The organism is Streptomyces odonnellii, assembly GCF_000981895.1.
Classification (GTDB): domain Bacteria; phylum Actinomycetota; class Actinomycetes; order Streptomycetales; family Streptomycetaceae; genus Streptomyces; species Streptomyces odonnellii.
Genome location: NZ_LATD01000385.1, coordinates 1 through 12,199, shown reverse-complemented (window position 1 = coordinate 12,199; position 12,199 = coordinate 1). Strand labels below are relative to the sequence as shown.

The 12,199-nt window shown below is 71.6% G+C and carries 10 protein-coding genes and 1 pseudogene; 2 read left to right on the top strand and 9 right to left on the bottom strand.

The window, feature by feature from the left end; translation table 11 throughout:
* Positions 1-68: 68 nt before the first annotated feature.
* The 6 genes and pseudogenes from tsaE to glmS all read right to left on the bottom strand — a co-directional run bounded on the left by tsaE (position 69) and on the right by glmS (position 7,079).
* Positions 69-696, bottom strand: a pseudogene (tsaE, locus tag WH07_RS30630) (tRNA (adenosine(37)-N6)-threonylcarbamoyltransferase complex ATPase subunit type 1 TsaE).
* A complete protein-coding gene (locus WH07_RS30625; protein ID WP_408645958.1) occupies positions 668-1,936 on the bottom strand; it encodes an alpha/beta fold hydrolase in 1,269 nt (422 codons plus the stop codon). Before WH07_RS30625 ends, tsaE begins: the two are co-directional and overlap by 29 nt.
* A 133-nt stretch (positions 1,937-2,069) precedes the next feature.
* Positions 2,070-3,230 (bottom strand): alanine racemase, encoded by a 1,161-nt coding sequence (alr, locus tag WH07_RS30620; protein ID WP_232789122.1) that lies wholly within the window; start codon positions 3,228-3,230, stop codon positions 2,070-2,072.
* 99 nt (positions 3,231-3,329) lie between these two features.
* Positions 3,330-4,805, bottom strand: coding sequence for a bifunctional ADP-dependent NAD(P)H-hydrate dehydratase/NAD(P)H-hydrate epimerase (locus WH07_RS30615; protein ID WP_046507174.1), 1,476 nt, complete (start codon positions 4,803-4,805; stop codon positions 3,330-3,332).
* A 4-nt stretch (positions 4,806-4,809) separates the two neighbouring features.
* Positions 4,810-5,178: a holo-ACP synthase gene (locus WH07_RS30610; RefSeq protein WP_046507169.1), complete on the bottom strand. Its 369-nt coding sequence runs from the start codon at positions 5,176-5,178 to the stop codon at positions 4,810-4,812.
* Between the two features lie 53 nt (positions 5,179-5,231).
* On the bottom strand, positions 5,232-7,079 hold the full coding sequence (gene glmS / locus WH07_RS30605; protein ID WP_046507166.1) for a glutamine--fructose-6-phosphate transaminase (isomerizing): 1,848 nt from the start codon (positions 7,077-7,079) through the stop codon (positions 5,232-5,234).
* 59 nt (positions 7,080-7,138) lie between these two features.
* Between glmS and coaA the strand changes: the two genes are divergently transcribed.
* Positions 7,139-8,134, top strand: a complete 996-nt coding sequence (coaA, locus tag WH07_RS30600) for a type I pantothenate kinase (RefSeq protein ID WP_046507162.1) — start codon at positions 7,139-7,141, stop codon at positions 8,132-8,134.
* Between the two features lie 71 nt (positions 8,135-8,205).
* Positions 8,206-9,216 (top strand): DUF389 domain-containing protein, encoded by a 1,011-nt coding sequence (locus WH07_RS30595; protein WP_079023694.1) that lies wholly within the window; start codon positions 8,206-8,208, stop codon positions 9,214-9,216.
* Positions 9,217-9,386: 170 nt separating this feature from the next.
* Here WH07_RS30595 and glmM read toward each other — a convergent pair whose 3' ends face one another.
* The 3 genes from glmM to rplM form a co-directional block, all read right to left on the bottom strand.
* On the bottom strand, positions 9,387-10,745 hold the full coding sequence (gene glmM / locus WH07_RS30590; protein ID WP_046507159.1) for a phosphoglucosamine mutase: 1,359 nt from the start codon (positions 10,743-10,745) through the stop codon (positions 9,387-9,389).
* 148 nt (positions 10,746-10,893) lie between these two features.
* The gene (gene rpsI, locus WH07_RS30585; protein ID WP_046507155.1) at positions 10,894-11,421 is read right to left on the bottom strand and encodes a 30S ribosomal protein S9; all 528 of its coding nucleotides are present in this window, start codon (positions 11,419-11,421) and stop codon (positions 10,894-10,896) included.
* Between the two features lie 42 nt (positions 11,422-11,463).
* Complete coding sequence (gene rplM / locus WH07_RS30580; RefSeq protein WP_046507153.1) at positions 11,464-11,907, bottom strand: 50S ribosomal protein L13; 444 nt, start codon at positions 11,905-11,907, stop codon at positions 11,464-11,466.
* Between the last annotated feature and the right edge of the window lie 292 nt (positions 11,908-12,199).

Sequence of the window (12,199 nt, the reverse complement as noted above, 5' to 3'; positions counted from 1 at the left end):
ATTTTGCCGAAGTCTTGTCGGAACGTACGGAACGGCCGGCCGAATCGCGGACGAATCCTCCGGCGGGGTCAGCGGGCGAGCGCCCCGAAATCGGTCTCCGACCAGCGGCGTCCGAATCCCGTCTGCGTGATCGGTCCGCCGTTCGTCATATCCAGTGGTTTCGCCCCCGCCCCCGGGTCCCGCGCCCCCCGGCTCAGTGGTTCCGTCCGGGTCCCCGGGCTCCGCGCCGCCCACCGCCCGGTGGATCACCACCCGCAGCCGGTCGTCCGACAGCTCCTCGACCTTGCCGTCGCCCCACTCCACGACCACCACGGACTCCGGCAGCGAGACGTCCAGGTCGAGGTCCTCCATCTCGTCCAGCCCCCCGCCGAGCCGGTACGCGTCCACATGGACCAGCGCGGGCCCGCCGGTCAGGGACGGGTGGACGCGGGCGATCACAAAGGTCGGCGAGGTGACGGCGCCACGGACCCCGAGGCCCTCGCCGAGACCGCGGGTCAGGGTCGTCTTCCCGGCGCCCAGTTCGCCGCTGAGCATCACCAGATCACCGGGGCGCAGCAGGGCGGCGAGCGCGCGCCCCAGCTCCTGCATCCGTTCGGGTGAGTCGATGGTGAGGACCGGGCCGGCGGTCTCCGGGGCTGCGGTGGCGCGGGCGGCTGCTCCGAGGGTGTCAGCCGCCGGGCTGTGCGGTGCTTCCATGTCTGCCAACGTTAGCCTCCGAAGGCATCGCGCCCACCCTTGCCAGCAGGTCGGCGAGCCGGTCCGTGACCGCCTCCGGATGCTCCAGCATGACGAGGTGCCCGGCGTCCGGCACGAGCACCAGCTCCGCGTCCGGCAGCAGATCGGCGATGGCCTCGCTGTGCGAGCTGGGGGTGACCAGATCGCTCTCCCCCGCCAGCACCAGCGCAGGAACCTCCAGGAACACCGAGAGCGCCTGCACCTTGTCATGGTCGGTGAAGGCCGGGTAGAACTCCGCGACCACGTCGATCGGGGTGCCCTCGATGAGCCGCTCGGCGAACCGTACGACCGCGGGATCCACGTCCTTCGAGCTGAACGAGTACCGCTTGATCAGCCCGGCGAAGAGATCGGCGGTGGCCCGCCGGCCGCGCTCCACCAGCTCCGCCTGGGAGCCGAGCGCCCTGAGCACACCGGGCAGGACCCGGCGTACGGCGTTGACGCCCGCGACCGGCAGACCGTAGTTGACCTCGCCGAGCTTTCCGCTCGACGTACCGACGAGTGCGATGCCGACGACCCGTTCCCGTACCAGCTCGGGAAACTGGTCGGCCAGGGCCATCATCGTCATCCCGCCCATCGAGTGGCCCACCAGCACCAGCGGGCCCTCGGGCGCCGCCATGTCGATGACGGCCTTGAGGTCGCGGCCGAGCTGGTCGATGGTGACGGGGACGGCGCCGGGGCCGCTCTGGGAGACGCCGCGGGCGGAGCGGCCATGGCTGCGCTGGTCCCAGTGGACGGTACGGACGAGCCCGCGCAGGGCGGCGCGCTGGAAGTGCCAGGAGTCCTGGTTGAGGCAGTAACCGTGGCTGAAAACCACGGTCACGGGGGTCGGGGCCTTGCGCCCGAAGAGCCGTCGCCGTCGGGGTCCGGACGAGGCGCCGACGGCCCCGTTCGCCTCGGGGCCCTCGCCCACCGGCTCGGTGTCCTCGACCTCGTAGTACAGCTCCGTGCCGTCGTCGGCGAGCGCCTTGCCCGGGGCGCCGCGCAGTGCTCCGTACGGTCCCGAGGCGTCCAGCGCGAGCCGTGCCCTCCTGCGCATGCCCCGGCCGACGGTCATTCTCTCGATCGCGACACCGGCGGCGGCTCCGGCGGCGATCACGCCTATCGCGGCACCGGCGAGGCCCGCCTTGCGCCAGTTGCCGGTGACGGCCGCCGTGGCCGCGGTGGCCGCCGAGGCCGTCGCCACCGCGGCCGCCGCCGTCACCGCCGCTTCCCCCGCCGGGCTCTTCTCGCTCACCGTCACTCCTCGTCGTCCAGGGTCCAGGCTTGCCTTCCCCGCCGTGCCGGGCTTCACCCCGGAGAGATCACTCAGGTTGCCGGTGCGCGCCCGCGCACCGTCATTCGTCCTCGTTCAGATAGACGCGGGGGACGCGGGAACCGATGCGGGTGACGATTTCGTACGCGATGGTGTCCGCGGCCTCGGCCCAGTCCTCGGCGGTCGGCTCGCCCCGGTCGCCGGGGCCGAACAGGACGGCGGTGGCGCCCGGTTCTGGGGTGTCCCCGCCGAGGTCGACCACGAACTGGTCCATCGCGACCCGCCCGGCCACCCGCCGCCTGACCCCGCCGACCAGGACGGGCCCGCGGCCCGAAGCGTGCCGGGGGATGCCGTCGGCGTATCCGAGGGGGACGAGCCCGAGGGTGGTCTCGCGCGGGGTGAGGTAGTGGTGGCCGTAGCTGACGCCATGGCCGCCGGGGACCCGCTTCACCAGCGCGACCGAGGCGGAAAGGGTCATGACGGGCCGCAGGCCGAAGTCCTGGGAAGTGCCGACCTCGGGGCCGGGCGAGATGCCGTACATCGCGATGCCCGTCCGGACGAGATCGAAGTACGACTCGGGGACGGTGAGCGTGGCCGGTGAGTTGGCGATGTGCCGTACCTCGGGCTGGGCGCCCTCCTTCTCGGCGTACGCGACCATCTCGTGGAACGCGTCCAGTTGGGCGGTGATGGAAGGGTGGCCGGGCTCGTCCGCGCAGGCGAAGTGCGACCAGAGGCCGGTGATCCGGACCTCGCCCGCGGCCTGCGCGGCGAGGGCGGCACCGACGAGTTCCGGCCAGTCGGCGGGCTGGCAGCCGTTGCGGCCGAGGCCGGTGTCGGCCTTGAGCTGGATACGGGCGGGGCGGGCGGCCTCGCGGGCGGCGGCGGTCAGTTCGCGCAGGGCCCACATACCGCTGACGGACATGTCGAGATCGGCCTCGATGGCCTCCCGCCAGGGGTCGCCGGGGGTCCACAGCCAGCAGAGCACCCGGCTCCGGATGCCCGCGGCGCGCAGGGCGAGCGCCTCGTGGGGGGTGGCGGTGCCCAGCCAGGTGGCCCCGGCGGCGAGCGCGGCGCGGGCGACGGGCAGCATGCCGTGGCCGTACGCGTCGGACTTCACGACCCCCATCAGCGCGGTGCCGTCGCCCACGCGGGCGCGGAGCGCGCGCACATTGGCACGCAGGGCGGCGAGATCGACCTCGGCGCGGGCCCTGAGGTGAGTGGATGTCTGCATCATTCCGGTCATCACGGCCAGTCTCTCAGAGCCCGCGCCCGGCCCCGGTCCGGTGCGGGTGGCGGGCCGGCCGGGGCATTCCGGTTCCGGCCGCGCCGGCGGACCGGATCGTCACCCCCGTACGTTCCGCCATGCCTCCGGAAGGCTCCCCGCCACGTCCAGGGCCGAGATCGGCGCGCCTCTCGACGCCAGCCGCGCCGACAGGCCGTGCATATAGGCCCCCACCGAAGCCGCGTCGCGCGGGGCGAGGCCCGCGGCCAGGAGGGAGGCCGACAGGCCCGAGAGGATGTCGCCGCTGCCCGCCGTGGCGAGCCAGGACGTGCCCGTGGGGTTCACCCGGACCGGAACGTCCTTGTCCGGGGCGGCGATCAGCGTCGTCGAGCCCTTGAGCAGAACTGTCGCGCCGAAGCGGGACGCCAGTTCCCGTACGGCCGTGAGCCGGGACGACTCGACCTCCTCCCGGGGCACGCCCAGCAGCGCCGCGGCCTCGCCCGCGTGCGGGGTGAGCAGGGTCGGGGCCGTGCGGCTCCGTACCGTCGCCGCGTCGAGCAGCCGCAGGCCGTCCGCGTCCACCAGGACCGGCACGTCCGAGGCCAGCACCTCCGCCACCCCGTGGCCCCCGTCGGCGTCGGCGCCCTCGCCCAGTCCCGGCCCGACCGCCCACGCCTGCACCCGGCCCGCCTTCGACGGCGGTCCCTCGTGCACCAGCGCCTCCGGGAAACGCGCGATCACCGCGCCGCTTCCCGGCCCCACGTACCGTACGGCGCCCGCGCCACCGTGCAGCGCGCCCGCCACGGCCAGCACCGCCGCCCCCGGATAGCGCGCCGAGCCGGCCACGATCCCGACGACCCCGCGCCGGTACTTGTCGCTCTCGGCCGTCGGCACCGGCAGCAGCCGCGCCACATCGGCGTGCTGGAGCGCCTCGAACTCGGGCACGGCCGGCAGACGCGGCCCGAGCCCGATGTCGACGAGCCGTACCGCGCCCGCGTGTTCGCGCGCCGGATCGATCAGCAGGCCCGGCTTGTACGTACCGAAGGTGACGGTCACATCGGCGCGCACCGCCTCGCCCGCCACCTCCCCGCTGTCCGCCTCCACCCCGCTGGGCAGATCGACTGCCACGACCACCGCGCCCGATTCCCGGGCGGCCCGTGCCACACGGGCCGCGTCGGCGCGCAGCCCGCCGTGGCCGCCGATGCCGGTGATGCCGTCCAGGACGAGATCGGCGCCGGCCGGCACACCCGAGGCCGGCACACCCGAGGCGTCGTCGGCGACCCGGCCGCCGGCGCGCAGCAGGGCCGCGAGTCCGCCGGCGTGCGCCCGGCCCGGGGCCAGCAGCACAGCCACGACCCCGGCGCCCCTGCGGGCGAGGCGGGCCCCGGCGTACAGGGCGTCACCTCCGTTGTCCCCGCTGCCGACGAGGACGACGACCCGCGCCCCGTACACCCGTCCCCGCAGGTCGCCCAGCAGACCGGCACAGGCGACGGCGAGGCCGTGGGCGGCGCGCTGCATGAGGGTGCCCTCGGGGAGCCGTGCCATCAGCTCCCGTTCGGCGTTTCTGACGGTCTCCACGCTGTAAGCGATACGCATACGGTCAACCCTCCGCGATCACCACGGCCGACGCCACTCCCGCGTCATGGCTGAGCGAGACATGCCAGTTCCGTACGCCCAGTTCGGCGGCGCGGGCCGCGACCGTACCGAGCACGCGGAGCCGCGGCTGCCCGCTGTTCTCCGTATAGACCTCGGCGTCGGTCCAGCGCAGTCCGCCGGGCGCGCCGAGCGCCTTGGCCACGGCCTCCTTGGCGGCGAACCGCGCCGCCAGGGAGGCCGTACCGCGCCGCTCCCCGCTGGGGAGGTACAACTCCCGCTCGGAGAAGAGGCGTTCGACCAGTTTCGGGGTCCGCAGCAACGACTCCCCGAACCGGTCGATCTCCGCCACATCGATCCCCACCCCGATAATCACTCGCTTCCGCTCCCCACTTCTCTCACCGTGCCCGCTGTCCCGGGCTTCTCCGCCTACTCCACCGTGACGGACTTGGCCAGGTTCCTCGGCTGGTCGACCTCATTGCCGCGCGCCGTCGCCAGTTCGCACGCGAACACCTGCAACGGCACGGTCGCGACCAGCGGCTGAAGGAGCGTAGGCGTCGCCGGGATCCGGATGAGATGGTCCGCGTACGGCACCACCGCCTCGTCCCCCTCCTCCGCGATCACGATCGTCCGCGCGCCCCTGGCCCGGATCTCCTGGATGTTCGACACGATCTTGTCGTGCAGGACCGACCGTCCGCGAGGCGACGGTACGACCACGACCACCGGCAGGTCCTCCTCGATCAGTGCGATCGGGCCGTGCTTCAGCTCACCGGCCGCGAAGCCCTCGGCGTGCATGTACGCCAGCTCCTTGAGCTTGAGCGCGCCCTCCAGTGCCACCGGATACCCCACATGACGGCCCAGGAACAGCACCGTCCCCTTGTCCGCGAGGGAGCGCGCGAGGGCCCGTACCGGCTCCATCGTCTCCAGGACCCGCTCCACCTCGCCCGCGATCTGCGACAGGTCCTTGATGACGGCCCGGATCTCGTCGCCCCACTTCGTACCGCGCCGCTGGCCCAGATAGAGCGCGAGCAGATAGCAGGCGACGAGCTGGGTCAGGAACGCCTTGGTGGACGCGACGGCGACCTCGGGTCCCGCGTGGGTGTAGAGGACCGCGTCGGACTCCCGCGGAATGGTCGAGCCGTTCGTATTGCAGACGGCGAGCACCTTCGCGCCCTGCTCGCGGGCGTGCCGGAGCGCCATCAGGGTGTCCATGGTCTCGCCGGACTGCGAGATGGCGATCACCAGGGTGCGCCGGTCCAGGATCGGGTCGCGGTAGCGGAACTCGCTGGCCAGCTCCACCTCGCAGGGCAGCCGGGTCCAGTGCTCGATGGCGTACTTGGCGATCAGCCCGGCGTGGAAGGCCGTACCGCAGGCCACGATGACGACCTTGTCGGCCTCGCGGAGGACCGACTGCGGGATGCGCAGTTCGTCCATGGTCAGCGCGCCCTGGGCGTCGATCCGGCCGAGGAGGGTGTCCGCGACGGCCTTGGGCTGCTCGGCGATCTCCTTGAGCATGAAGTAGTCGTAGCCGCCCTTCTCGGCGGCCGAGGCGTCCCAGTCGATGTGGTACGAGCGGACCTCGGCCGGGTCGCCCGCGAAGTCCGTCACGGTCACCCCGTCCCGGCGCAGCTCCACGACCTGGTCCTGGCCCAGCTCGATCGCGGACCGGGTGTGGGCGATGAACGCGGCGACGTCCGAGGCGAGGAAGGACTCGCCCTGCCCGACACCGACCACCAGCGGTGAGTTGCGACGGGCGCCGACCACCACGTCCGGTTCGTCCGCGTGTACGGCGACGAGGGTGAAGGCGCCCTCCAGACGGCGGCACACCTGCCGCATCGACTCGGCGAGGTCGCCGCTCGACGAGAACGCCTCGGCGAGCAGATGCGAGACGACCTCGGTGTCGGTCTCGGAGCCCAGGTCATGGCCGCGGCCGGCCAGTTCGGCCCGGAGCGCGGCGAAGTTCTCGATGATCCCGTTGTGCACGACGGCGACCCGGCCCGCATTGTCGAGATGGGGGTGCGCGTTGGCGTCGGTGGGTGCGCCGTGCGTGGCCCACCGGGTGTGCCCGATGCCGGTGACCCCGGCCGGCAGGGGCCGTTCCACCAGCTCCTTCTCCAGATTGACGAGCTTGCCCGCCTTCTTCGCCGCGGCCAGCCCGCCGTCGGCGAGGACCGCGACTCCGGCGGAGTCGTATCCGCGGTATTCGAGCCGTCTGAGGCCCGCGATGACCACATCGAGCGCCGACTGTCCGCCGACGTAACCCACAATTCCACACATACCGGCACCCTAAGGGGCCCGCCCCCGCGCCCCCCGTAACCGATCCGGGACAATGAAGTGTGATCACATCGCCGCCACACAGTGTCCCCCGCCGGGCGGAGCACGGTCCTACCCCGTTCGTGGACCTGAGCCGGGACGAGTGGAGCGCGCTGCGGGAACGGACGCCGCTGCCGCTGACCGCGGAGGAGGTGGAGCGGCTGCGGGGGCTGGGGGATGTGATCGACCTCGACGAGGTACGGGACGTCTATCTGCCGCTCTCCCGGCTGCTGAATCTCTATGTGCAGGCCACGGCCGGGCTGCGCGGGGCGCTCAACACCTTCCTCGGGGACGCGGGCAACGGGCACGGCGCGCAGCGCGGCACCCCGTTCGTCATAGGGGTCGCCGGGAGCGTGGCCGTCGGGAAGTCCACCGTGGCGCGGCTGTTGCAGGCGCTGCTGGCGCGGTGGCCGGAGCACCCCCGGGTCGAACGCGTCACCACGGACGGCTTTCTGCTGCCCATGGCGGAGCTGAAGGCGCGCGGGCTGATGTCGCGCAAGGGCTTCCCCGAGTCGTACGACCGGCGGGCCCTGACCCGGTTCGTCGCCGACATCAAGGCGGGCAAGGACGAGGTCACCGCGCCCGTCTACTCGCATCTCGTCTACGACATCGTGCCGGACGAGCGGCTCACCGTACGGCACCCGGACATCCTGATCGTCGAGGGGCTCAATGTCCTCCAGCCCGCCCTGCCCGGCAAGGACGGCAGGACCCGGGTCGGGCTCGCGGACTACTTCGACTTCAGTGTGTACGTGGACGCGCGCGCGGAGGACATCGAGAGCTGGTATCTGAACCGGTTCCGGGCGCTGCGCGCGACCGCGTTCCAGGACCCCTCCTCGTACTTCAGGAAGTACACCCAGGTCTCCGAGGAGGAGGCCCTGGACTACGCCCGTACGATGTGGCGGACCATCAACAAGCCCAATCTGCTGGAGAACGTGGCGCCCACCAGGAGCCGTGCCACCCTGGTGCTGCGCAAGGGGCCGGACCACAAGGTCCGGCGGCTCTCGCTCCGCAAGCTCTGAAGGCCCCGAAAAGCCCCGAAAGCGGCGAAACGAAACTCCGAAGCGCCCAGGAACCCCGAGGAGCCGTCCGCATGCTGCATCTGCGTCTGCTCGTGCCGGACGGCCGTACCGACGAGGTCGTACGGGCCGTCGAGCGCACGGTCGGCACCGCGCATCTCGTCGTCGTTCCCGGCGCCGCGCGCGATCCGCTGGGCGATCTCGTCATGGTCGACGTGGCGCGCGAGGCGTGCGACGGGCTGATCTCGGATCTACGCGAACTCGGGCTGGACAAGAGCGGTTCCATCTCCGTCGAGAACATCGATCTGTCGCTGTCCGAGCGGGCGGAGAAGGCGGAGGAGGAGGCTCCGGGCGAGGGCGTCGACGCCGTGCTGTGGGAGCAGTTGGAGGACGTGACCCACGAGGAGTCCACGCTCTCCTTCACCTATCTGGCGTTCCTGACCCTGGCGACGATGATCGCGGCCTGCGGTGTGGTGCTGGACAACGCGATCCTGATCGTGGGCGCGATGGCGGTCGGCCCGGAGTTCGGGCCGCTGGCCGGGGTCTGTACGGCGCTGGTGCAGCGCGCCCCGAAGCTGGCGTGGCGCTCGCTGGTGGCGCTGATCGGCGGTTTCGCGGTGGCGATGGCGCTGACGACCGCGTTCGGTCTGCTGATGGACGCCTTCGGGCTCTTCAGCCGCTCGATGCTGGCGGCGGAGCGCCCGAACACCTCGTTCATCTGGAACCCGGACCCGTTCTCGCTGGTCGTCGCCGTCCTCGCGGGAATCGCCGGAACGCTCTCCCTGACCTCGTCGCGCTCGGGCGCCCTGGTCGGCGTCGCCATCTCGGTGACCACCGTCCCCGCCGCCGCCAACGCCGCGATCGCGCTGGGCTACGGGGACTACGCCCAGGTCTGGGGCTCCAGCAGCCAGCTCCTGCTGAACCTGGCGGGAATCCTGATCGCGGGCACCCTCACGCTGATCGCCCAGAAACTGATCTGGACGACCCAGCGGGAACGGGTGCGGCGAACGGAGGACCGGGCGGACCGCCTCGCGGACCGCCGGGCCGACGGGGCGGGCCAGGCGGAGCCCCGCACACGCATATGACCTGCCCGACGCACCGCATGTGGACCTGACGGTGCTTACGTACGAGTACCGCTTACGTACGAATACCGCTTCCGCATGTGTACCGCGGCGGTTCCCGCCGGACCCGGCAGTGCCCGGCCCGGCAGGCGGATCGTTCCTTCCGGAAGGCTCGTCGGCTACGAGCCCGCTCTTCAGCCCAGTGCCGACTTCACCGCGTCCGCCAGGCGGCTCGCGACCGATCTGGCCTGGTCGATGTCCGGGGCCTCGACCATGACGCGTACCAGGGGCTCCGTGCCCGAGGGGCGGAGGAGGACGCGGCCGGTGGAGCCCAGTTCGGATTCGGCCTCGGACACCGCGGCGGCCAGTTCCGCCGAGGTGTGCACCCGGGTCTTGTCGACATCGGGCACGTTGACGAGCACCTGGGGCAGCCGCCGCATCACGCCCGCGAGGTCCGCGAGGGTACGGCCGGTCGCCGCGACCCGGGCCGCCAGCAGCAGGCCGGTGAGGGTGCCGTCGCCGGTGGTGGCGTGGTCGAGGGCGATGACATGGCCCGACTGCTCGCCGCCGAGGGCGTAGCCGTGCTCCTTCATCGACTCCAGTACGTACCGGTCACCGACGGCCGTCTCGACCAGGTGGATGCCCTCGCGCTCCATCGCCAGCTTGAAGCCGAGGTTGGACATCACCGTGCCGACCACCGCGTCTCCGCGCAGGGCGCCCGCCTCGCGCATCGCCAGGGCCAGCACCGCGAGGATCTGGTCGCCGTCGACCTCCTGGCCGGCCGCGTCCACCGCGAGGCAGCGGTCCGCGTCGCCGTCGTGGGCGATGCCGAAGTCCGCGCCGTGCTCGACGACCGCGGCCTTGAGCGGGCCGAGGTGCGTGGAGCCGCAGCCGTCGTTGATGTTCAGCCCGTCCGGCTCGGCGCCGATCGTGATCACCTGGGCGCCGGCCCTCGCGAAGGCCTCGGGGGAGACCCGGGCCGCCGCTCCGTGCGCCTCGTCGAGGACGACCTTCAGCCCGTCGAGCCGGTTCGGCAGCACCCCGATGAGATGCGCCACGTACCGGTCGAAGCCCTCGTCGTACGTACGGACCCGGCCGACGCCCGCCCCGGTGGGCCGCTCCCAGGGGGCGCCGGTGCGGTGCTGCTCGTACAGCGCCTCGATACGGTCCTCCAGCTCGTCCGCGAGTTTGTGCCCGCCGCGCGCGAAGAACTTGATGCCGTTGTCCGGCATGGCGTTGTGGCTCGCGGACAGCATCACGCCGAGGTCGGCACCCAACGCGCCGGTGAGATACGCCACCGCCGGGGTGGGCAGCACACCGACGCGCAGGACGTCCACTCCCGCGCTGGCGAGTCCGGCCACGACCGCGGCCTCCAGGAACTCGCCGGACGCCCGGGGATCACGGCCGACCACCGCGGTGGGCCGGTGCCCGTCGAACGTCCCCACCTCGGCGAGCACATGCGCGGCCGCGACCGACAGACCGAGCGCCAGCTCGGCCGTCAGATCGGCGTTGGCGACACCGCGCACACCGTCCGTACCGAAGAGTCGTCCCACAGCTCTCCCTCCGAAAAAACACGAAAACGCAAAAACACTGATCGTCTGATGCTGTTATACGCCCGAGATCACCGATAAAACGAACGCCCCGGCAGCACGGAGTGCCGCCGGGGCGAACGATTGCCGTAGAGGCGTAACGCAGCAGCGATTAACGCTTGCTGTACTGCGGGGCCTTGCGCGCCTTCTTGAGACCGGCCTTCTTGCGCTCGACGGCACGGTCGTCGCGGCTCAGGAAGCCGGCCTTCTTCAGCGGGGCGCGGTTGTTGTCCACGTCCGCCTCGTTCAGCGCACGGGCCACGCCGAGGCGCAGGGCGCCGGCCTGACCGGAGACGCCGCCGCCGGCGATCCGGGCGATGACGTCGTAACGGTTGTCCAGTTCGAGCACCTTGAAGGGCTCGTTGACTTCCTGCTGGTGCACCTTGTTGGGGAAGTAGTCCTCAAGGGTGCGCCCGTTGATCTTCCACTTGCCGCTGCCCGGGACGATCCGGACACGGGCGATGGCGTTCTTGCGGCGGCCCAGGCCGGCCGCCGGCTGCGGGTCGCCGAAGCGCGACGCCAGGGACTCGGAGGTGTACTCGCCCTCGACGGGGGTCTCCGACTCGAAGGTCGTCACCGCGTCGAAGGTCTCCTCGCCGTCGGCGCCTTCGACAGGGTTCTCAACAGTGGTCTCGGCCACGATGCTCCTCAGATTTCTTTTCGTCTTAGGGGGTGGCCGGAATTACTGCGCGACCTGGGTGATCTCGAACGGGACCGGCTGCTGAGCGGCGTGCGGGTGCTGGTCGCCCGCGTAGACCTTCAGCTTCGAGAGCATCTGACGGCCCAGGGTGTTCTTGGGGAGCATGCCCTTGACGGCCTTCTCGACGGCCTTCTCCGGGTTCTTGTCGAGCAGCTCGTCGTAGCGGACGGAACGCAGACCGCCGGGGTAACCGGAGTGGCGGTAGGCCATCTTCTGGGTCCGCTTGTTGCCGGACAGGTGCACCTTCTCCGCGTTGATGATGATGACGAAGTCACCGGTGTCGACGTGGGGCGCGTAGATCGGCTTGTGCTTGCCCCGGAGAAGGGTTGCGGCGGTGGTCGCCAGACGGCCCAGGACGATGTCCTGCGCGTCGATGATGTGCCACTGGCGCGTCACATCGCCGGGCTTGGGGCTGTACGTACGCACGGTCGTAGCCTTCGCTTCTTCAGTGATGGGGTCTCCCCCGGCCACTAGGGCGTAGGGGACGGTCCTGACAAGGCCACCCGGCGATCACGACAGCCCTGACCTGCATGCGGGGACGCAACCCGCTGCCTGCCGCTGGTCATCGGCCCGGTGGACCGGCGTAAGGGCCCCTCGCGTGAGAACGACCAAGCCAATACGCATAACGAATCAGAAGAATACCGCCGGCACGCCGCACGGGTCAAAACAGGGTGCGCGCGTGCGGGGTGCGCCTGCGGCGGGCGTTCCCCCACCCGCC